The sequence below is a fragment of the Micromonospora sp. NPDC023869 genome (genome assembly GCF_055559695.1).
On record NZ_JBVHKD010000001.1, the window covers coordinates 507093 to 528024 of the forward strand.

Below are 20932 nucleotides of genomic sequence, written 5' to 3' on the forward strand. Positions count from 1 at the left end.
CCCTGCTTCGTTGAGACGTCTACTGCCTCAAGGCTAGCCGGATCATGTCGTCGAGCGCCGCCGGGAATCCGGTGAGATCCGCCAGCACGGTCGCCGCCCCGGCGGCCCTCAGTTCGTCGACCGAACAGGGGCCCGTCGCCACCGCGATCCCCGGTACCTCGGCCGCCTGCGCCGCCACCATGTCCGCCACGTGATCGCCGACATAGTGGGTCGCACCGTGCTCCCGCAACGCCGTCGCCTTCCCCTCGGCGAACAGGTCACCGGCCACCTCGTCGACCGTCAGACCCAAATGTTCCAGGTGCAGTCGGGCGAGCCGGCCCAGCTTCGAGGTGACCACCAGCACCCGTCCGCCCCGCTGCCGTACCGCGTCGAGGGCGTCGACGGCGCCGGGCAGCGGCACGGTCGGCGTGATCGCGTACGCGGGATAGAGCTCGCGGAAGGCGTGCACCCCCTCGTCGATCCGCTCCGGCGGGAACCAGTGGGCGATCTCGGTCCGCAGCGGCGGGCCCAGCCGCGAGACGGCGACCTGGGCGTCGACGGGTACGCCGGTCCGCTCGGTCAACGCCCGGTAGGTGGCGGCGATGCCGGGGCGCGAGTCGACCAGGGTCATGTCGAGGTCGAAGCCGACCGTCAGTTGGCGCATGCTGCGAAGCTACCCGGCCAGCCAGACCAGCCGGGACGTCCGATGGGCGGGAGCGGCCCCGGCCGGGCTAGCGTGGAACGACGATGAGCACCTCACTCGCCGACCACCTGCGGGCGCTGCCCGACGAGTCGATCGCCGCGCTGCTCCAGGCGCGGCCCGACCTCGTCGTGCCGGTGCCCGCCGACGTCGCCGCCCTCGCCATCCGGGCCCAGTCCCGGGTCTCGGTGTCACGCGCGCTGGACGGGCTGGACCAGTTCACCCTGCTGATCTTGGATGCCGCCCGGTTGACCCGTGACCCGGCCGACGGCACCACCTCGGTCGACGGGGTCCTCGCGATGGCCGCCACCGGCCCGCACCCGCCCGCACCGTCCGCCGTCCGCGCCGCCGTCGACCGGCTGCGCGCCCTCTTCCTGCTCTACGGCCCCGACCACGAGCTGCGCCTGGTCGGTGGCGTCGACGAGATCTCCCCGTACCCGGCGGGACTCGGCCGGCCCGCCACCGAGCTGGACCCGCGCACGGCCGCGCTCTGCGCGGACCCGGCGAAGCTGCGCCGCACGCTGCTCTCCGCGCCGCCGTCCGCGCGGGCGATCCTGGACCGGCTGGCGGCCGGGCCGCCGGTCGGCAGCGTGCCGGTCGGCGCGTTGCGGGCCCCGGCGGTCGGCACCGACGACGACCTGCCGCCGGACGACACCAACGGCGGGGCAGCGACCGGTTCGCCGGTCCGCTGGCTGGTCGACCACCGGCTGCTGGTGCGGGTCGCCGGCGGCAAGGGCGGCACCGCCGGCATGGTCGAGCTGCCCCGGGAGGTCGGGCTGCTGCTGCGCCGCGACACCGGGCCGCTCGGTCCGCTGCGCACCAGCCCACCGGCGGTCGCCAGCACCCCACGCGAGCCGAAGGCCGCCGACTCCGCCGGGGCCGGGCAGACCATGGAGGTGGTACGCCACACCGAGGCGCTGCTGGAACAGTTGGCCGCCGAACCCGCGCCGGTGCTCCGCTCGGGCGGCCTGGGCGTACGCGACCTGCGCCGGTTGGCCCGCGCCACCGGCCTGGACGAGCCGACCGCCGCGCTGCTGCTGGAGGTGGCGTACGCGGCCGGGCTGACCGGTGAGGTGGAGCTGCCCGGCTCCGCCGGCCGATACGGCGCCGACCAGCAGGTGATGCCCACCGCCGGGTACGAGATGTGGCGAGCCGGCTCACTGGCCCAGCGCTGGGAGCAGGTGGCCCGGGCCTGGCTGACCATGACCCGGCAGGTCGGGCTGGTCGGGCAGCGGGACGACCGGGACCGCCCGATCACGGTGCTCTCCGCGGAGGCGGAACGCGCCGGGGCGCCCGCCGCGCGCAGGGCGGTGCTCGGCGTACTCGCCGACCTGGAACGCGCCAGCGCGCCCACCGCCGACGAGGTGTTGACACTGCTCGACTGGCGGGCACCGCGCCGCAGTCGGGGGCGGGAGGCGGCGCACCGGGAGGTGCTGACCGAGGCGGCCACGCTGGGCGTGACGGGGCTGGGGGCACTCACCTCGTACGGGCGGCTGCTGCTGGCCGAGGCGACCGCGAGCGAGGACCGGGACGCGGACGACCCGCTCGGGCTCCGGACCGATGCCGAGGACGGTACGGGTACCGCCGTGCGGGCACTTGACGCGCTGCTGCCCGCCCCGGTGGACCACTTCCTGGTGCAGGCCGACCTGACCGTGGTGGTGCCGGGGCCGCCCGAGCCGGCGCTCGCCGCCGAACTGGAGGTGGTCGCCGAACCGGAGTCCGCCGGTGGGGCAAGCGTGCACCGAATCACCACCGCCAGCGTCCGCCGGGCGCTCGACGCCGGGTACTCCGCCGACGACCTGCACGACCTGTTCCGGCGCCGGTCCCGCACCCCGGTGCCGCAGGGTCTGACGTACCTGGTGGACGACGTGGCCCGCAAGCACGGCGGGCTGCGGGTCGGTTCCGCCGGGGCGTACCTGCGCAGCGACGACGAGGCGCTGCTGGCCGAGGTGCTCGCGGACCGGCGGCTGGAGGCGTTGGCGCTGCGTCGGCTCGCGCCCACCGTGCTGGTGACGCCCTACCAGGCGGGGCGGATGCTTGTCGTACTCCGGGAGGCGGGCTACGCCCCGGTGGCCGAGGACGCCACCGGCTCGGCGGTGCTGACCCGGCCGAAGGCCCGACGGGCACCCGCCCGGGTCTCCGTCGCCACCCGGGCCCTCGATCCGCTGGCCACCCCGCGTCTGCCCCTGCCGCGCCTGCTGGGTGTGGTGGAGCAGATCCGTCGAGGTGACGCGGCGGCGCGGGCGGCCCGGCGGGCACCGGCGGCGGTGCGCGGTGGTACGCCGGACGGTCCCACCCCGGCGACCGGCCACAGCGAGGCCCTGGCCGTGCTGCAACAGGCGGTACGCGACAAGGCGCTGGTCTGGGTGGGCTACGTCGACGCGCACGGGGCGACGGCGTCCCGGCTGGTCCGGCCCGTCTCGTTGGGCGCCGGCTACCTGCGCGCCGAGGACGAGCGCACCGAGATGCTGCACACCTTCGCCCTGCACCGGATCACCGCAGCCGTGCTGGAGAGGTGACCCGGCGCCGGCTGACGTGACGTGGGCGCTGCCGGGGTGACGCGCTGCTCGGGCGGTGGCCGGTCAGCGCAGGCTGCGCCGGACCGATCCGACGATCGCCACGACCAGCAGCAGCGCGAAGCCGGTGCCGAGCGCCTCGCCGACCGAGTCCACGAAGCCCTGCTGGAGGACGAGCCAGCCGAAGAGGAACCAGCCGAACAGCGCCACCCCGAGGACCGCGTACGCGATCACCGTGGCGGTGGAGACGGGTTCTGCGGACTGCGCCTGCTCGCGGTCGAAGATCACTTCCTGGTCAACGGTCATGCGCCCTCCCCCGTACGGTCCGGCCCTGTCGTCCAGGGTGACACCCCGGAGCGCAACCGACCAGCACCATCACGTGACGATCCGGCGGGTTCATACCCCGGCCGAGGCGACGGTGAAACGGTGGGCGGGGGTCGCCGGTGCGGCCCGGACACGCGCTCGCCCCCGCTGGCATCCGCGACGACGGGACCCGGCCCCCGCTCGGTGGCCCCTCTCGTCGCGGCGCGAACGCGCGCCGACGCCGACCGGCGTGACGGTCGCCGTGGGCACGCGCGGCCTCGACGATCGTCTCCCCCAGTGCAAGACGCACCGAGGTACCCACTGGGTTGCAGCTGGTCGACGGTTTTCTTGCCACCCGGCCGCGCGTGCAACACTGGATGGTCGCCCGCCCGCAGGTCAGCCACCTGCCGGAGTGGGCCGATCAGCCGTACCGAGGAGGGGGTTCCGCGTGAGCGGTGGACCACTGATCGTGCAGTCCGACAAGACGCTGCTGCTGGAGGTCGACCACCCCGACGCCCAGGCCTGCCGAATGGCCATCGCGCCGTTCGCGGAGTTGGAGCGTTCCCCCGAGCACGTGCACACCTATCGGTTGACGCCGCTCGGGCTCTGGAACGCCCGGGCCGCCGGCCACGACGCCGAGGGCGTGGTGGACGCCCTGATCAAGTACTCCCGCTATCCGGTACCGCACGCCCTGCTGGTGGACGTGGCCGAGACCATGGACCGGTACGGCCGGCTCCAGCTCGCCAACGACCCGGCGCACGGACTCGTCCTGCGTGCCCTCGACCGGATGGTGCTGGTCGAGGTGGCCAAGAGCAAGAAGCTCGCCGGGATGCTCGGCAACAAGCTCGACGACGACACCATCGCGGTGCACCCGTCCGAGCGCGGCCGACTCAAGCAGGCCCTGCTCAAGCTCGGCTGGCCGGCGGAGGACCTGGCCGGGTACGTCGACGGCGAGGCCCACCCGATCGCGCTGACCCAGGACGGCGAGGACGGCGGCAGGCCGTGGACGCTGCGGTCGTACCAACGGGAGGCCGTCGAGGCGTTCTGGGCGGGCGGCTCGGGCGTGGTGGTGCTGCCCTGCGGCGCCGGCAAGACGCTGGTCGGCGCGGCGGCGATGGCCGAGGCGAAGGCGACCACGCTGATCCTGGTCACCAACACGGTCGCCGGCCGGCAGTGGAAGCGGGAGCTGATCGCCCGCACCTCGCTGACCGAGGAGGAGATCGGCGAGTACTCGGGCGAGCGCAAGGAGATCCGGCCGGTCACCATCGCCACGTACCAGGTGCTCACCTCGCGGCGCGGCGGCGCCTTCACCCACCTGGACCTGTTCGGGGCCCGCGACTGGGGTCTGGTCGTCTACGACGAGGTGCACCTGCTGCCCGCGCCGATCTTCCGCTTCACCGCCGACCTCCAGGCCCGCCGCCGCCTCGGGCTGACCGCCACCCTGGTCCGCGAGGACGGCCGGGAGGGCGACGTGTTCAGCCTGATCGGCCCGAAGCGGTACGACGCGCCGTGGAAGGACATCGAGTCGCAGGGCTGGATCGCCCCGGCGCACTGCACCGAGGTCAGGGTCACCCTGACCGACGCCGAACGGATGGCGTACGCGACGGCGGAGGCCGAGGAGCGCTACCGGATGGCGGCCACCGCCCGCACCAAGCTGCCGGTGGTACGCGCCCTGGTCGAGCGGCACCCGGAGGAGCAGACGCTGGTGATCGGCGCGTACATCGACCAGCTGCACCAGCTCGGCGAATACCTGGACGCCCCGATCGTGCAGGGCTCGACCACCAACAAGGAACGCGAGCGGCTGTTCGACGCGTTCCGCTCCGGTGAGATCCGCACCCTGGTGATCTCCAAGGTCGGCAACTTCTCGATCGACCTGCCCGAGGCGGCGGTGGCGATCCAGGTCTCCGGCACCTTCGGCTCCCGTCAGGAGGAGGCGCAACGGTTGGGCCGGGTGCTGCGCCCGAAGGCCGACGGCCGACAGGCGCACTTCTACACCGTCGTCTCCCGGGACACCATCGACACCGAGTACGCCGCCCACCGGCAGCGCTTCCTCGCCGAACAGGGGTACGCGTACACCATCGTCGACGCCGACGACGTCCTCGGCCCACCCCTACCGACCGTCGACTGACCTCTTCGCCTGCCCGCCCGGCTACGAATGCTCAGCCCGATCGCTGGTCACTTCGGGATGCCTCGATCGTGCTAGCCGCCGTACCCGGCTCGGGCACCGCGCCCGATCTGCTCGCTCTGTGTCTCCGTTCCCCATGTTATCAGTGGCCTCAAGAGAACAGCGGCGCTGCCTGGTGGGTGACGGCCGCGTCCGACTCTGCCTCCTGCCCGTTGGTCGAGCGGAAGGACGGGCTACTGCTGTGCTTGTTGCTCGTTCGCAAGAAAGATCGCCTCCATACCTTTCAATCCGTACGCACGTTCGACAGAATCGACCCAACCGGCTGGGGAGTGTGGCGATGGCAGACAAGAGTTCGATCGAGTGGACCGAAGCCACGTGGAACCCGACAACTGGGTGCGACCGCATCTCGCGTGGTTGCGATCACTGCTACGCGTTGACCTTGGCTAAACGCCTGAAGGCGATGAGGTCGGCGAAGTATCAGACGGACGGCGACGCGCGCACATCCGGACCGGGATTCGGAGTCGCAATACACCCCAATGAGCTGATGCTGCCGCTTCGGTGGCGAGAGCCTCGGATCGTGTTCGTCAACTCGATGAGCGACCTGTTCCACGCGAAGGTTCCCTTAGACTTCGTCAAGCAGGTCTTTGAGGTCATGGCGGCGACCCCGCAGCACACCTACCAGGTACTCACAAAGCGAGCCGCGAGGCTTGCGAAACTCGCTCCTCAACTCACCTGGCCGGCCAACGTCTGGATGGGTGTCTCCGTTGAGGACGATGAACAGACGGAGCGGATCGATCATCTCCGCCAGGTGCCCGCAGCCGTTCGGTTTGTTTCAGCCGAGCCACTCCTTGGCCCGCTGAACGAACCAAACCTCGATGGCATAAGCTGGCTGATTGCCGGTGGCGAGTCCGGTCCCGGCTGCCGGCCGGTCCATCCTGACTGGGTGCGGTCCCTGCGGGACCAGTGCGTCGACGGCGGGACGGCCTTCTTTTTCAAGCAGTGGGGCGGTAGAACGCCGAAGGCTGGCGGCCGGGAACTCGACGGGCAAACGTGGGACGAGATGCCGGCGACACGGGAACTCACGTCGATCGGGTGACGGTCACCGACGGAGGGTTACCGCCCTATGGGCGCCGCAGGCGCTCCTTCCAAAAGTCACCCTTACCCGTGTTGACCACTGACGTTCCGCTCAGCAGCCTCACGGCCGCCCGGACATGAGGAACGCTCGCTTGACCTAGCGTCGTGCCGTAAACCTCGGGCACGAAGTCGGCAGGGCAAAAGGAACCTATCCGGTCTAGCAGCCGTTCCAAGTTTCCGGCGATGATTCTCGTCCACTCTGGGCCGTGACTGCTGCTGTGAGTCTCGGGCGTTGGCAACTCATCATCACCGAACAGCGAGCCCTGCCCGTACCTCTCTCCCTTGCGCAGCAGATCCGTCTGCCACGCCACCGACCACTCCACTCCCGCCTTACCCAGCGAGTCTGCAAAGTGCCAAGCTCCCTCATTGCTGGCCGTGAAGAGCGCCAGCACGTACTTCGGCAGCAAATCGGGCCTGGGCCGTACTGGCATCTTGACCGCCCGGTATCTCGTTCCGGTCGTCAGAAGCTTCTCGTACGTGTCGCAGACCTCCAAGGCAATCTCGGTAGCCAGCTGCTCATCACCTTCATCCCGGACGCCAGCAAAGTGTTCCTGCCACCAGTCGCCGCCGAGGAAGCAGTCCAGCCGGTCCGCTGTTTTCTGATCTGCCGCCGAAAGCGCCCCATGCCTCGAACGAGACGCGTGTACGGCACGACCCATCCGAGCGACGGTCAGCACGCTGAAGTGCAGCAGAACCTCAGTAGGCGGCCATGACGGCCGGCCGAGCAGAGCGGCCTTGAGCACGTCGAAGTCCAACGCAGGGCCGAAGGGGTCGAGGAAAGCGAACAACGACGCTCCCTGAGCCCGTCTCAGGACTTCAGGAAGATGCTCGTCGACGGAGCCCATCCGGACAATCCGCTCTGCATCGCCGCCCTTCTGATCGAGAACGCGCGCGAGGTTGGCGAAGTTGTCCGGGTTCTGCTCAACAAAAAACGCCAGCACGCTACGGTAGCTCTTCACGAAATCAGCACACTGCGACAGGAGTAGCGGTGAGCCCGGCTGTCCGTCGTCATACTCTCCGCGCCCTGCGTAGCCGTCTAGGAAGACAACTCGGTTACCCGCAACGCTGCGACCGGTCTTAGACGCAAACACCACCGGGTACCTACTCAAGATCCCGTGCTTGAAGACTGCTGCCGATTTTCTGGAAGCGAAGAAGTCAGCCCCGGCCATTAGCCCTCCCCACGGCTACCTAAGGTAGCGTCACGCTAGCGGAAGGTCATGACCGCCGGAAGATGCGCAGGAACCCGCGCTCCATGGTCCCGATATCCATCCGATACGGGTTTCCGCACCTCTAGCAGCGATCGACACATGGCAGCATCGACGCCAAGTGTCTTGAATCTGACCGCAGGGCAGCGCTCAGGGCCACATTGAGGGCGCGCACCTAAAGCCGCGAGCCACATCAATCGACAGCGCTGCCGTCGTTGACGAAGTCAGTTCCGGCCGGAGTCAGCGACGAAGACACCGCGACCCGGGCGGCCGACCAGCACGCCCCGCTGCCGCAGCCGTGCCACCGCTCGACTGATCGTGGACTGCGAAACGTCGTACTTGTCCGCCAACACTCGCCCAGAGGGCAACTGAGAGCCGGGCGGATACGTCCCGTCCTTGATCTTGCCTAGCAGTTCATCGAGCAACTCGTCCATCGTGGGCGGGATAGGCACGTCAGGCCCCTTGCAGTCGGTTGGCCCGCTCAGTATCGATCAACTCTCACGCCATAGGCAACGTACGTAGCATTGATGACCTAGGTGGGTAGGTGACTCGGAGACATGCTTGACATAGGTGACTCAGTGGCAATAGCGTCGCTCTCGGTGATGCGGTGCCGCTGCGGTCGGTTGGCGCCTCTCGTGCGGTCTCGCATCGCCGTCGAGACCCATCTCCGCGCTACCTCAGCGCGGCCCTGCTGTCGTACCGCCGATTGAGGCTGCGGTGGCAGGGCGCGGGCGGTCTCCGCCGACCGCAATTGGCGGAGACCGCCCCTCCACCTTCCTGCGATCCCAACGAAGGGTGGTCACGTGCGTAGCCTGATCCGCTGGCTCTTACGCCGACCTGCGACGAGTCCCGACGTGCCGGTCCCACCACATCCGACTCAGCTTCCGCTGCGGCCATGGCAAATCCACGAGCGGTGCTTCAATGTCCGGCGGCGAGGGCTCGACCCCGTCGAGATCCACTCTTTCCTGCATCGGGTGGCCGATGAACTCGCCACCGCGCAGACCGCCCTGGTCGCGGTGCAGGAGGAGAACATACGGATCAAGAACGCCCTGCGTGCGTGGCAGAGCACCCAGCCGGCGGACCGTCATTACCGATGACCGAGCGCTGGGTGATCCATCTGCCGATCACCGCTCCCGACCTGCTGCGGGCCCGGATTTTCGCCCGGACCGCGGCCCGCGTGTTGGCCCGACTCAGCGTACGCATCGAGCCGGGCGGGGTGACCGTCTCGATCGAAGACCAGCAGGACGTACGCCACTGGGTGTTCTGCGACCGCCTGCTGCCCGGCGGCGCGCGGTGTGCCCTGCCGGTCGACCACACCGCGTCCTGCTCGCGGCGCGCGCCTGGGCTAAACCGGTGACCAGCGAGGATTGTTCCGCTGTGCAGGTCAGAGGACTCGGGTCACCTGCTCGGCGGCGACGACCGCGTCTCGGCTCTCCGGGTCGAGGTTGGTGCAGAGCACCACGGAGGCACCGGCGGAGAGTGGCGCGAGCAGCCACTTCAGCGGCTGGTCGTGCTCGCTGACGTCGACCAGCAGACGGTCACCGACCCGCAGGTCAAGCTGCTCGGCGACCACCTTCGCGACCGAGCCCCACTCGGCGTAGCTGGTGCCGTCCGGGCTGGCCGCGTCACCGGCGTGCAGCACGGGACGGTCGGTCGGGGCCGCGCCGTGCCGCAGCACCTCCACGGACCAGTCGAGCCAACCGGCCGGCACCTCGGCCAGCGGCTCCGCCCCGGTGCCGACGAGATAGCGGTGCAGCCCCTCCGGTACCTCCTCCAACCAGTCGTCGAGCCGTTCCGGCGTGACCAGCACGGCGTCGTACGGCCGGTCGCCGCCCGGCTCAAGCACCGGCAACCCGGCGGTGGCCCACGGCCGGAACGACACCGTCATCCCCACCGACCAGGCCCCGAGCAACACCGCAGCGGTACGCAAGTGCGGCGGTAACAGCACCGCCACCCGGCTGCCCGGCGTCAGCCCGCACCCGTCCCGCAGCAGACCGGCCGCGCGCGCCGACCATTCGCCCAGTTCGGCGGCGGTCAGATCGTGCCGGGCACCGGTCCGGTGGTCGAGACAGGTGATCAACGGCCGGCCCCGCTCGGCGAGGCCGTTGGCGGACAGTACGGGAAGAGCGGTCTCCATCCGTCGATAATCCCTTGCCGACGCACGGTGACGAAACGAGGATCGCGGGATGCCTTCGACCGCTCCCGACGGCCGTGCCGGAATCGACGCCAGACTGGTCCGACGTCTGATCGCCGCTCAGTTCCCGCACTGGGCCGACCTGCCGGTCACTCCGGTGGAACGCGACGGCCACGACAACCGGACGTACCGACTGGGCGAGACGATGACCGTACGCCTGCCGACGGCCGCCGGGTACGTCCCGGCGGTGGCGAAGGAGAACGAGTGGCTGCCCCGGCTCGCGCCGGAGCTGCCGGTCGCCGTCCCGTCGATCCTGGGCACCGGAATCCCCGGCGAGGGTTATCCCTTTCCCTGGTCGGTACGGGGCTGGCTGCCGGACGAGACGGCGGACCGGGGCCGCATCGACGATCCGGTGCGGTTCGCCGTAGCGGTGGGCGAGTTCGTGCTGGCCCTGCAGTCCTGCGACGCGACCGGCGGCCCGGCTGCCGGGGAACACAGCTTCTTCCGGGGCGCCTCGCCCGCGCACTACGACCAGGAGACCCGGCATCTGCTGAGCGTCCTGGTCGGGCAGGTGGACGTGGCGCGGGCCGCCACCGTGTGGGAGGGCGCCCTGGCCGCCGAGTGGCACGGCAGTCCGGTGTGGTTCCACGGGGACATCGCGGTGGGCAACCTGCTGGTGGTGGACGGAAAGCTGGCTGCGGTGATCGACTTTGGCACGTCCGGCGTCGGTGACCCGGCCTGCGACCTGGTGATCGCGTGGACGCTGTTCTCCGGCAGCAGCCGGCACGCCTTTCGGGAGACAGTCAGGCAGGACGAGGGCACCTGGGCACGGGCGCGGGGCTGGGCGTTGTGGAAGGCGATGCTGCTGTTGGCGCAGCACCTCGACTCCGATCCCGCACTGGCCGCTGACGACCACCGCGTGATCACCGAGGTCCTCGGCGACCACGATCGCCTGGGCTAGTTGTTAGGAAGGGTCCCCTGCTATACCGCAGGCGTTAACAAGGGACCCTTCCTTACGCCGAAGGCAGCGCACGACCGGGTTCGAGCAAAGGCGCAAGAAGATCGCCGTGCTCCTCGACCCGCTCCAGCACCTCCGAGGCCGTGTACGGCTTCGACGACGGTCGTCTGCCCGCCGCGCCCGCCTCCACCTCGTCCCAGGTCAGCGGTGCGGACACCGAGGGCACAGGCTGCGCCCGCAGTGAGTACGGGGCCACCGTCGTCTTCGCCGCGCTGTTCTGACTCCAGTCGATGAACACCTTGCCGGGCCGGAGGTTCTTCGCCATCTTCGATACGATCAGCTTCGGGTGCTCGCGCTCCAACTCCTGGGCGATCCGCCGGGCGTACCCGGACACGTCGTCGGCGGACTGCGTACCCGCGATCGGGCAGCAGAGCTGCATGCCCTTCTTGCCGGAGGTCTTCGGATAGCTGTCCACCCCGTCGGCGGCCAGCCGTTCACGCAGCAGCAGCGCCACCCGGCAGCACTGCCGCAGGGTCGCCGGCGGACCCGGGTCCAGGTCGACCACCATCAGGTCCGGATGCGCGCCGACCTTCCACTGCGGGGTGTGCAGTTCCAGGGCGGCGAGGTTGGCCAGCCAGACCAGGGTGGGCAGGTCGCCGGCGACCACGTAGTCGATGGTCTCCCGGCCCTTCGTCGAGCCGGGCGCGGGCAACGTCTCGACGTGCACCCAGGAGGGCGTGGCGGCGGGTGCGTTCTTCTCGAAGAAGGAGTTGCCCTCCACGCCGTTCGGGTAGCGGATCCGGGTCAGCGCCCGGTCGTGCAGGTGCGGCAGCAACACCGGCGAGATCCGGGTGTAGTAGTCGATCACCTCGCCCTTGGTGAAGCCGGCCTTCGGGTAGAGGACCTTGTCCAGGTTCGACAACTCCAGGGTGCGTCCGGCGACGTCGACCCGGACCCGCTCAGCCGGCATCCTCCACCTCCTCGGCCGACTTGTCCGGCCGCAGCCGCAGGACCCTGGGAAACCGCAGTCGCCCGTCCGGCGTGCGCTGGCCGTACTTGACCTCCACCACCACCTGGGGAGTTACCCAGATCGCGCCCCGGGCATCCTCCCGGGGCACGTCGCCGCCGAACGGCGAGGTGGTGGTGCGCAGCGGTTCCAACTCCCGCAGCAGTTCGCGTTCCAGGGCCGCCCCGATCCCGCCGCCGACCCGCCCCCGATAGACCAGCCGTCCACCGGCGCCGGGCACCCCGACCAGCAGGCCGCCGATCCGACGGGCACCGGGTCGCCAGCCGCCGATCACGAAGTCCCCGGTCACCTCCAGCTTGACCTTCACCCAGTCCGGCGACCGCACGCCGGGCCGGTAGGTCGAGTCGGCCCGCTTGGCCATCACCCCTTCCAGGCCGTGCTCACCGGCCGCGTCGTAGGTCGCCGGGCCGTCCGGAAAGACCGGTGGGACCGTCCACCGCGCCGCGCCCAGTCCGAGTTCGTCGAGGGCTTCCCGACGCCGGGCGTACGGCCAGCCGGTGAGGTCCGTGCCGCGCAGCCGCAACAGGTCGAAGATCATGTACGTGACCGGGGCGCTCGCCGCCAGCCGGGCCGCCTTGGCCGGGTCTCGTACGTGCATCCGCTCGGCCAGGGCGGTGAACGACGGTCGACCGGCCCGGTCGAAGAGGACCACCTCACCGTCGAGCAGTGCGTCGTCGACCTGTTCGCCGAGCGGGATCAGCTCCGGGTAGGCGGTGGTGATCTCCACGCCGGAGCGCGCGTACAGGCGCTGCCGTCCGGCGGCGATGTCGGCCAGGGCGCGTACGCCGTCCCACTTGAACTCGTACGCCCACCCGGCGCCGGCAGGCAGTTGCCCGGTCACCGCGAGCATCGGCCTCAGTGGCGCGCCGGGCACGAAACCGACTGTAGTAGCAGGCCGAACACCTCGCGCCCGGTTCCGTCTGATGCGAGCATGGTCGATATCGGGGAAGGGGGTGCGGGATGCGCGCCATCTGGAAGGGGGCCGTGTCGTTCGGCCTCGTCTCGATCGCGGTGAAGCTGTACTCCGCGACCGAGGAGAAGGACATCCGGTTCCACCAGGTGCACCGGGAAGACGGCGGGCGGATCCGGTACAAGCGCACCTGTCAGGTCTGCGGCGAGGAGGTCAGTTACGACGACATCGCCAAGGGCTACGACATCGGCGGCGGGGAGATGGTGATCCTCACCGACGAGGATTTCGCGGAACTTCCGTTGAGCACCTCTCACGCGATCGACGTGCTGGAGTTCGTCCCGGCCGAGCAGGTCGACCCGATCCTCTACAACAAGGCGTACTTCCTGGAGCCGGAGGGCACGGCGACCAAGCCGTACCTGCTGTTGCGGGACGCCCTGACCGACTCCGAGCGGGTGGCGATCGTCAAGGTGGCGCTGCGCCAGCGCGAGCAGTTGGCCACCCTGCGGGTACGCGAGGGCGTGCTGCTGCTGAACACCATGCTCTGGCCCGACGAGATCCGTAAGCCGGCCTTCGGCTTCCTGGACGAGGACCTCAAGGTCCGGCCGCCGGAGCTGGCGATGGCCACCTCGCTCGTCGACTCGATGGCCGGTGACTTCCACCCGGACGAGTTCACCGACGACTACCGGGCGGCGCTGCAGGAGGTCATCGACGCGAAGGTGGAGGGCCGTGAGGTCGTACAGCCGGAGGAGGTCGAGGAGGCGCCGCCCGCCGCCGTCGACCTGATGGCGGCGCTGAAGGCCTCGGTGGAGCGGGCCCGTGCGGCCCGTGGCGAGGGAGGCGGCGCCGCCGCCGGCGGTGGTGCCGGTGCGCCCACCCCGATCACCTCCGCCCGCTCGGCACAGAAGAAGACCGCGGCGAAGAAGGCCCCTGCCAAGAAGACCGCCGAGAAGAAGGCCACCGGTACGAGGGCCAGCGGCACGAAGGCCAGCGGCACGGCGGCCGGCGGTGCGAAGAAGGCCCCGGCGAAGAAGGCCGAGCCGGCCAAGAAGAAGACGACCAAGGCCGCGAAGGCCCCGGCGAAGAAGACGACTCCCCGCAAGTCCGCCTGACCGGCGGTCGCCTCGGCCCTGCCGGGGCGAGGTCCTCGCCCCTGTCGCACCCGTGCCCCCGTGTCCCAGTTGCCGCACAATTCCCACGGGTCACGATCGACGGTCGGTACTGCGTCCGCCACCAGGTACCGTGTGTCGGCGACGGCATCTGTAGCCGGACGCACCCACACCTCTCAGCAGGGGAGTCGAGGACGTGAGCGAGCAGGAGACCAAGGCACGACGGCGACTGGCCGAACAGTTGGCGGCCCAGAAGGCGGCCGAGGCCAAGCGGCGGCGGCAGGCATGGGCCGGTGGTTTCGCCGGGATCGCCGTGGTCGCGGTGCTGGTCACCGTCTTCGTGATCGTCGGCCAGCGCGGCGGTGACGACGCTCCCGACGAGTTCGCAAGCTCGCCGTCGGCCCCCGCGGACGCACCGGCCGAGCCGGGTGCGCCGGGTGCCCCGCCCGCCCCGCAACTGCCCGAGGGCGCGGACCCGGCGCTCGGCACCAAGCCGACCGTGAGCGCCGGCGAGGGCGAGCTGACCAAGCTCACCGTCACCCCGCTGATCGAGGGCACCGGACCGGCCGTCACCGCCGGGCAGTCGATCACCACGAACTACGTGGGCGTGCTCTTCGCCAACGGCGAGCAGTTCGACTCCTCCTGGGAGCGGGGCGAGCCGGCCACCTTCCCGATCGGCGTCGGACAGGTCATCGAGGGCTGGGACAAGGGCCTGGTCGGGGTGAAGGTCGGCAGCCGGGTGCAGCTCGACATCCCGGCCGAGCAGGCGTACGGCACCGATGGCGCGGGGGGACGGCCGGCCGGTCCGCTGCGCTTCGTGGTGGACATCCTCGCCGCCCAGTAGGAGACGACGGTGGCGACGGCGGACGAGCCCGGGCGGACGGCCCGGTTGATGTGGACGTACTACGAGCCGGTGCACGCCGTCACCTACTTCCACCCGCGCGCCCGCGCCGCCTACGAGGCGGCCGGGCTGCGCGGGTACTGGCGGGGGTACTTCGCCGGTCGGGCCGCCCCGCTCGGGCCGACCGGTCCCGCCCCGGTGGTGGCGGCCTTCTTCACCTTCGCCCCGCACATGGTGGCGCGTGCCCTGCCGGCGGTGTGGCAGTTGGCCGGGCCCGAGGAGGCGTTGCGGTCCCGGCTGACCGGGGCGGTGCAGGCCCTCGCCGAGTTGGTCTACGAGCTACCCGAGCAACACCTGGCCGAGGCCGCCGACTTGTTGTCGGCCGCCGCCGACGAGGTCGGGACCGCCGGTCGGGTGCTCGGCGCGGCCAACGCCGCGCTGCCGTGCGGTGAGTACCCGCTGGCCCGACTCTGGCAGGCCGCCACCACACTGCGCGAACATCGCGGCGACGGGCACGTGGCGGCCCTGGTCGCCGCCGACCTCGATCCGGTGGAGACGCTGGCCTGGCGGGTCGCGGTCGACATGCCGCCCGCCAACCTGCTCGGTCGGGGCTGGTCGGAGCAGGAGTGGGCGCAGGCGCGGGAGCGGTTGGCCGACCGTGGCTGGCTGACCTCGGACGGCCAGCCGACCGACCGTGGGCGGGCCGGTTTCCGGGCCGTCGAGGAGGCCACCGACTCGGCTGCCGCCCGTCCCTGGCGGGCGCTGGGCGCGACGCGCACGGAACGGCTGCGCGAACTGCTCGACCCGATCGCCCTGGCCGCCCATCGGGTCATCCCGCCGGACAGCCCGATCGGCCTGCCCGCCCGGTAGCCGCAGCGCACCGACCGACCTATGCCGCCGGGCGCGTTGCGGCTTGGGCGTTAGGAAGGGTCCCTTCCTATACACGAGGCGTTAGCAGGGGACCCTTCCTTTCATCAGGGGCGGGTACGGCAGGATGGTGTGCGTGGTGGATGCGGTGGTCTTCGACCTGGACGGCGTGATCGTGGACTCCGAGCCGGTCTGGGAGGAGGTCCGCCGGGCGTACGTGGCGACGCACGGCGGGACCTGGCAGCCGGACACCCAGCGTCGGCTGATGGGGATGAGCACCGGCGAGTGGGCCGAGTACCTCAGCGGTGAGCTGGGCGTACGGCGGACCGCCGAGCAGGTCGCCGCCGAGGTGGTCGAGGAGATGAGCCGGCGGTACGCGTCTCGCGTACCGCTGATCGACGGGGCGGACGACGTGGTGCGTCGGGTGGCCGCGCGGTGGCCGCTGGGGCTGGCCAGTTCGTCGCCGACCCGGCTGATCGCGGCGGCGCTCAAGGCCACCGCCCTGACCGACGAGTTCGGCAGCACGTTGTCCACCGAGGAGACGGCACGCGGCAAGCCGGCCCCGGACGTGTACCTGACCGTGGCGGAACGCCTCGGCGTCGCCCCGGCCCGGTGCGTCGCGGTGGAGGACTCCTCCAACGGCGTCCGGTCGGCCGCAGCCGCCGGGATGATCGTGGTGGCGGTGCCGCACGGGTCGTACCCGCTGGATCCGGACGCGAAGCGGCTGGCGGCGGCGGTACTCGACTCCATCGGCGAGCTGACCCCGGAGTTCGTCGACCGGCTCGGCTGAACCGCCACCGTCCGCTCCCCGGCCGCGAAGGTCGTGCTCGAACGGGCCGCCTGACCTCCGGCGGCATGGGTGCCGCCGGGTCGGGTAACGCCAACGACGCCCACGCCGAGTCGAGGAGGGCGCGATGAGGACGGTCGTGTACGAGCGCACCGGCGACCCGACGGTGCTCCAGGTGGTGGACCGGCCGGTGCCGGAGCCCGGGCGGGGTGAGGTGCTGGTCCGGATCGCCTGCGCCGGGGTGAACCCGACCGACTGGAAGGCCCGCCGCCAGGGCCCGTTGCCGGCGGGCTGGCAGACGCCCGGGCAGGACGGCGCCGGGGTGGTCGAGGCGGTCGGCGAGGGCGTCGACCGGGAGCTGGTCGGCGAGCGGGTGTGGGTCTGGGAGGCCGCCTGGCAGCGGCCCTGGGGCACCGCCGCCGAGTACACGGTGGTGCCGGTGCGGCAGGCGGTACGCCTCGGCGACGCCTCGTTCGAGCTGGGTGCCTGCCTGGGCATCCCGTTCCTGACCGCGCACCGCTGCCTGACTTCAGGCGAGTACCTGCCGGACAGCCTGGGCCCGGGCGCGTTGAGTGATCACACGGTGCTGGTGCAGGGCGGGGCGGGTGCGGTCGGCAACGCGGCGATCCAACTCGCCTCCTGGGCCGACGCCTGTGTGATCGCCACGGTCAGCAGCGCGGAGAAGGCGCAGCTCGCCGCAGCCGCCGGAGCCTCGATAGTAATCAACTATCGGGAGCAGGACGTGGTCGAGGAGGTCCGCAAGGTCGCGCCCGACGGGGTCCACGGCATCGTCGAGGTCGCCCCGGCCAGCAACGCCGCCACCGACGTACGCCTGCTCCGGCCCGGCGGCGTGGTCTGCGTCTACGCCGACGACGGCGGTGGCGAGGTGACCCTGCCGGTCGGGCCGCTGCTGATGCCGAACGCCCGGTGGCAGTTCGTGATGGTCTACACCGTGCCGAAGGCGGCGAAGGCGCAGGCGGTGGTGGACGTGGCGGCGGCTGCCGCGCAGGGCGGGATCCGGGTGGGCGAGCAGGCGGGTCTGCCGCTGCACCGCTTTCCGCTGTCGGCGACCGCCGACGCGCATCGCGCGGTGGAGGACTCGGTCGTCGGGAAGGTCCTGGTCGACACCAGCGAATAGCGCCTGACCTGGGATTATTTCCCCATCACCGGGACAGACGCGAACAAGTTTCGCGATACTGACTGTGCGGGTCGCCCCGCAAGGAACGGGTGGCCCCGGCGCGGTGCGAACGCCGGGGCCACCCACCGGGAGTGAGGTCTTCGAGAGCCGTCCACTCCTAACGGCGATGATGCGCCGAGAAACGTTACGGCGTGGCCGGTTCCGGCACATCCGCCGCGAGAACCCCCGTACCTTGTCCGGGTGAGCATCTCCTGGGCTGATTCGTACGTCGGGCAGCTCCGCGCCCTGGCCGGCGACCGGACACTGATGTTCGTCGGCGCGCGGGCCGTGGTCCGCGACAGCTCCGCACGGATCCTGCTGATCCGACGCTCCGACAACGGGCAGTGGGCGATGCCCGCCGGCGCCATGGAGCTGGGCGAGTCCATCGCCGACTGCGCCGTGCGGGAGGTACGCGAGGAGACCGGACTACGCGCGCTGCGGGTCAGCGCGTTCGCCCTCTACACCGGCCCCGACCGCACCCACACCAACATGTACGGCCACACGTACCAGATCTTCACCACCGCGTTCCGGGTCGAGGAGTGGGACGGGCGGCTGGCCCGGGTCACCGAGGAGACCACCGACGCCGCCTTCTTCCACCGGGAGGCGCTGCCGCAGCCGCTCTCCACGAGCGTCCTGGAGACCCTCGCCGACCTGGACGTCTTCGAGCAGACCAACCGCCTGATCCTGAAGTGACCGGCCGGAAGACCCTTCATCGTGGCGGTGTGGCTGTTCGACACGCCGGCGCACGAACAGCCACACCGCCACAATCCTGATGCACGTCAGAGCATCGTCTGGGATTTGGCCTCCATGTCGGCGGCGGCCTCGGGCTTCGAGGAGCGGTCCAGGGGCTTGCCGCCGGGGGCCGGGCCCTCGCCGCCGAGGCCGTCGGTGCCGCCGGTGGCGCCCTCCGGGCCGGTGCCGCGCAGCCGCTCGTTCGGCAGGGCCAGGGTGAGCAGCACCGCCACGATCGCGATCAGCCCGGTGGTCAGAAAGACCAGGTGCAGGGACTCGACGAAGGCCACCTGGACGGCCGCACGTACCGGGGCGGGCAGGGCCAGGATCGTCGCCGGGTCGTCGACCGACACTCCGGCGCCACCGGTCGGGCCCACGGCCGCCCGCTGCTCCGGGGACAGTTGCGCCACCGCCGCCGGCAGCCGGTCGGACATCTCGGCGGCCAGCCGGGCGGAGAGCACCGCGCCGAGGATGGCCACCCCGAAGGATCCGCCGAGCGACCGGAAGAACGTCGCGGACGAGGTACCGGCACCCAGGTCCCGCAGTGAGACGGAGTTCTGTACGGCGAGGACCAGCGACTGCATGCAGAGTCCCAGCCCGACGCCGATCACCGCCATGAAGCCGAACGCCACCCACAGCGAGGTGCCCACCTGCAACCGGGTGAACAGCAGCATCCCGACCAGCAGCACCACCGAGCCGGTCACCGGGAACCACTTGTACCGGCCGATCCGGCTCATCGCCCGGCCGGTCAACACCGAGGTGATGATGATGCCGGCCATCATCGGCAGCATCAGCAGACCGCTGCGGGTCGGTGATGCGCCCTTGACGATCTGGAGATAGAGCGGGATGAAGATGATCGACCCGAACATCACCAGACCGAGCACGAACCCGGCACCGTTGGCCAGGGTGAAGGTGGCGCTGCGGAAGAGTCGCAGCGGCAGGATCGGCTCGGCCACCCGACGCTCCTGAAGCACGAAGGCGACGGCCAGCACGGCACCGACGACGAAGAGGCCGATGATCGCGGCGGAGCCCCACGGATAGGTGTTGCCGCCCCAGCTCAGCGCCAGCAGCAGGCTGCTCACCCCGGCGACCAGCAGCAGCGCGCCGAGCCAGTCGATCGAGTGCTTCCGCCGGGTGAAGGGCACCAGCCGGATCACCCGCGAGCAGACCACGATGGCGAGGATCGCCAGCGGCACGTTCAGATAGAAGATCCAGCGCCAGTTGGTCTCCGCGAAGTAGCCGCCCACCAGCGGCCCGGCCACCGACGCGATACCGAACACCGCGCCGAAGACACCCTGGTAGCGGCCACGCTCCCGAGGCGAGACCACGTCCGAGATGATGGTGAAGGCGAGCGTGATCAGACCACCGGCACCCAGACCCTGCACACCTCGGGTGACGATCAGTTGGGTCATGTCCTGGGAGAGACCGGCCAGCAACGAGCCGAGCAGGAACGTCCCGATCGAGAACAGGAACACCGGGCGGCGTCCGTACAGGTCGGCCATCTTGCCGTACAGCGGGGTCGAGGCGGTGGAGGCGAGCAGGTACGCGGTCACCACCCAGGAGTAGTGGCTGATGCCGCCCAGCTCGCCGACGATGGTGGGCAGGGCGGTCCCGACGATGGTCTGGTCGAGGGCGGCCAGCAGCATGCCGGTCATCAGGCCGAACATCAGCAGCCGGAGCTGCCCCTTGCTCAGCACCGGCTCCGGGTGGCTCTCCGTGGTCATTGCGCCCGTTTTCCCGTACCACCGGAAACATGCCCGGGACGGACGAAGCCGGTCCGTCCGTCAGGCCCGGCGGGGCGTGTCGGACGGACCGGCCACGGGTGGTGCCGGTGGTCGGGTCAGTGCCGGCCCTCGGCGAACTCCTCGACGATCTTGGCGCAGAAGGCCGGCAGGTCGTCCGGCTTACGGCTGCTGACCAGGCCGTTGTCGGTCACCACCTGCTCGTCCACCCAGGTCGCGCCGGCGTTGGTCAGATCGGTACGCAGACTCGGCCAACTCGTCAGCCGACGGCCCCGCACCACGTCCGCCTCGACCAGCGTCCACGGGCCGTGGCAGATCACCCCGACCGGCTTGCCGGCGTCGAAGAACGACCGCACGAACCGCACCGCCTCCGGGTCGGCCCGCAGGAAGTCCGGGTTGGCGACCCCACCGGGCAGCACCAACGCGTCGTACCGGTCGGGGTCCGCGTCGGAGACGCTGACGTCGACGTCGTACGTCTTTGACGGGTCCAGGTGGTCGAAGGCGCGGATCTGGTCCGGCTTGATCGACACCAGCTCGGCGGTGGCGCCGGCCTGCTCGACCGCCTCGCGCGGCTGGACGTACTCGGCCTCCTCCACACCGTCGGTGGCCAGGAAGGCGACTCGCTTGCCCTGCAACGTGGCTGCCATGCTGCATCTCCTCTCCAGGGGGTCAACCGAACCCTTCCCGGC

The 20932-nt window shown here is 70.8% G+C and carries 21 protein-coding genes; 12 read left to right on the top strand and 9 right to left on the bottom strand.

What is annotated here, in order from left to right; all coding sequences use genetic code 11:
- Positions 1–19 precede the first annotated feature (19 nt).
- Positions 20–643, bottom strand: coding sequence for an HAD family hydrolase (locus tag ACZ31C_RS01980; RefSeq protein ID WP_465793812.1), 624 nt, complete (start codon positions 641–643; stop codon positions 20–22).
- An 83-nt stretch (positions 644–726) separates the two neighbouring features.
- Between ACZ31C_RS01980 and ACZ31C_RS01985 the strand changes: the two genes are divergently transcribed.
- Positions 727–3198 carry a helicase-associated domain-containing protein gene (locus ACZ31C_RS01985; protein WP_465793813.1) on the top strand — a complete coding sequence of 824 codons (2472 nt, stop codon included), beginning with the start codon at positions 727–729 and terminating at the stop codon, positions 3196–3198.
- 63 nt (positions 3199–3261) lie between these two features.
- Here ACZ31C_RS01985 and ACZ31C_RS01990 read toward each other — a convergent pair whose 3' ends face one another.
- Positions 3262–3501 carry a hypothetical protein gene (locus ACZ31C_RS01990; RefSeq protein ID WP_396741042.1) on the bottom strand — a complete coding sequence of 80 codons (240 nt, stop codon included), beginning with the start codon at positions 3499–3501 and terminating at the stop codon, positions 3262–3264.
- Between the two features lie 445 nt (positions 3502–3946).
- Here ACZ31C_RS01990 and ACZ31C_RS01995 point away from each other — a divergent pair, with 445 nt between their 5' ends.
- Positions 3947–5626: a DNA repair helicase XPB gene (locus ACZ31C_RS01995; RefSeq protein WP_465793814.1), complete on the top strand. Its 1680-nt coding sequence runs from the start codon at positions 3947–3949 to the stop codon at positions 5624–5626.
- 334 nt (positions 5627–5960) lie between these two features.
- Complete coding sequence (locus ACZ31C_RS02000) at positions 5961–6719, top strand: DUF5131 family protein (RefSeq protein ID WP_465793815.1); 759 nt, start codon at positions 5961–5963, stop codon at positions 6717–6719.
- Positions 6720–6744: 25 nt separating this feature from the next.
- On the opposite strand, the gene tcmP is transcribed toward ACZ31C_RS02000, so the two are convergent.
- Positions 6745–7926 (bottom strand): three-Cys-motif partner protein TcmP, encoded by a 1182-nt coding sequence (gene tcmP, locus ACZ31C_RS02005; protein WP_465793816.1) that lies wholly within the window; start codon positions 7924–7926, stop codon positions 6745–6747.
- Positions 7927–8186: 260 nt separating this feature from the next.
- Positions 8187–8396 (bottom strand): winged helix-turn-helix domain-containing protein, encoded by a 210-nt coding sequence (locus ACZ31C_RS02010; protein ID WP_396741498.1) that lies wholly within the window; start codon positions 8394–8396, stop codon positions 8187–8189.
- 369 nt (positions 8397–8765) lie between these two features.
- On the opposite strand from ACZ31C_RS02010, the gene ACZ31C_RS02015 reads away from it, so the two are divergent.
- Entirely contained in the window at positions 8766–9059 is a 294-nt protein-coding gene (locus ACZ31C_RS02015) for a DivIVA domain-containing protein (protein ID WP_465793817.1), read from the top strand.
- On the top strand, positions 9056–9319 hold the full coding sequence (locus tag ACZ31C_RS02020) for a hypothetical protein (RefSeq protein ID WP_465793818.1): 264 nt from the start codon (positions 9056–9058) through the stop codon (positions 9317–9319). Before ACZ31C_RS02015 ends, ACZ31C_RS02020 begins: the two co-directional genes overlap by 4 nt.
- A gap of 27 nt (positions 9320–9346) precedes the next feature.
- Here ACZ31C_RS02020 and ACZ31C_RS02025 read toward each other — a convergent pair whose 3' ends face one another.
- Positions 9347–10099, bottom strand: coding sequence for a TIGR03089 family protein (locus tag ACZ31C_RS02025; RefSeq protein WP_465793819.1), 753 nt, complete (start codon positions 10097–10099; stop codon positions 9347–9349).
- 49 nt (positions 10100–10148) lie between these two features.
- Between ACZ31C_RS02025 and ACZ31C_RS02030 the strand changes: the two genes are divergently transcribed.
- Positions 10149–11057, top strand: a complete 909-nt coding sequence (locus ACZ31C_RS02030; protein WP_465793820.1) for an aminoglycoside phosphotransferase family protein — start codon at positions 10149–10151, stop codon at positions 11055–11057.
- A 52-nt stretch (positions 11058–11109) separates the two neighbouring features.
- On the opposite strand, the gene ligD (ACZ31C_RS02035) is transcribed toward ACZ31C_RS02030, so the two are convergent.
- Both ligD (ACZ31C_RS02035) and ligD (ACZ31C_RS02040) read right to left on the bottom strand, forming a co-directional pair.
- Complete coding sequence (gene ligD / locus ACZ31C_RS02035; RefSeq protein WP_465793821.1) at positions 11110–12024, bottom strand: non-homologous end-joining DNA ligase; 915 nt, start codon at positions 12022–12024, stop codon at positions 11110–11112.
- The gene (gene ligD, locus ACZ31C_RS02040) at positions 12014–12955 is read right to left on the bottom strand and encodes a non-homologous end-joining DNA ligase (RefSeq protein ID WP_465793822.1); all 942 of its coding nucleotides are present in this window, start codon (positions 12953–12955) and stop codon (positions 12014–12016) included. The genes ligD (ACZ31C_RS02035) and ligD (ACZ31C_RS02040) overlap by 11 nt, the downstream gene beginning before the upstream one ends.
- A gap of 86 nt (positions 12956–13041) precedes the next feature.
- Between ligD (ACZ31C_RS02040) and ku the strand changes: the two genes are divergently transcribed.
- The 6 genes from ku to ACZ31C_RS02070 all read left to right on the top strand — a co-directional run bounded on the left by ku (position 13042) and on the right by ACZ31C_RS02070 (position 18462).
- Positions 13042–14100, top strand: a complete 1059-nt coding sequence (gene ku / locus ACZ31C_RS02045; protein ID WP_465793823.1) for a non-homologous end joining protein Ku — start codon at positions 13042–13044, stop codon at positions 14098–14100.
- A 193-nt stretch (positions 14101–14293) separates the two neighbouring features.
- Positions 14294–14941, top strand: coding sequence for an FKBP-type peptidyl-prolyl cis-trans isomerase (locus ACZ31C_RS02050; RefSeq protein ID WP_465793824.1), 648 nt, complete (start codon positions 14294–14296; stop codon positions 14939–14941).
- Between the two features lie 48 nt (positions 14942–14989).
- On the top strand, positions 14990–15808 hold the full coding sequence (locus ACZ31C_RS02055; protein ID WP_465794340.1) for an SCO6745 family protein: 819 nt from the start codon (positions 14990–14992) through the stop codon (positions 15806–15808).
- Positions 15809–15932: 124 nt separating this feature from the next.
- Positions 15933–16595, top strand: a complete 663-nt coding sequence (locus tag ACZ31C_RS02060; RefSeq protein WP_465793825.1) for an HAD family hydrolase — start codon at positions 15933–15935, stop codon at positions 16593–16595.
- A gap of 124 nt (positions 16596–16719) precedes the next feature.
- Entirely contained in the window at positions 16720–17730 is a 1011-nt protein-coding gene (locus ACZ31C_RS02065) for an NADPH:quinone reductase (protein ID WP_465793826.1), read from the top strand.
- A 240-nt stretch (positions 17731–17970) separates the two neighbouring features.
- The gene (locus tag ACZ31C_RS02070) at positions 17971–18462 is read left to right on the top strand and encodes an NUDIX domain-containing protein (RefSeq protein ID WP_396741054.1); all 492 of its coding nucleotides are present in this window, start codon (positions 17971–17973) and stop codon (positions 18460–18462) included.
- Between the two features lie 86 nt (positions 18463–18548).
- On the opposite strand, the gene ACZ31C_RS02075 is transcribed toward ACZ31C_RS02070, so the two are convergent.
- Both ACZ31C_RS02075 and ACZ31C_RS02080 read right to left on the bottom strand, forming a co-directional pair.
- Positions 18549–20225, bottom strand: a complete 1677-nt coding sequence (locus tag ACZ31C_RS02075; protein WP_465793827.1) for an MDR family MFS transporter — start codon at positions 20223–20225, stop codon at positions 18549–18551.
- A gap of 116 nt (positions 20226–20341) precedes the next feature.
- Positions 20342–20890, bottom strand: a complete 549-nt coding sequence (locus tag ACZ31C_RS02080) for a type 1 glutamine amidotransferase domain-containing protein (protein ID WP_465793828.1) — start codon at positions 20888–20890, stop codon at positions 20342–20344.
- Positions 20891–20932 lie beyond the last annotated feature (42 nt).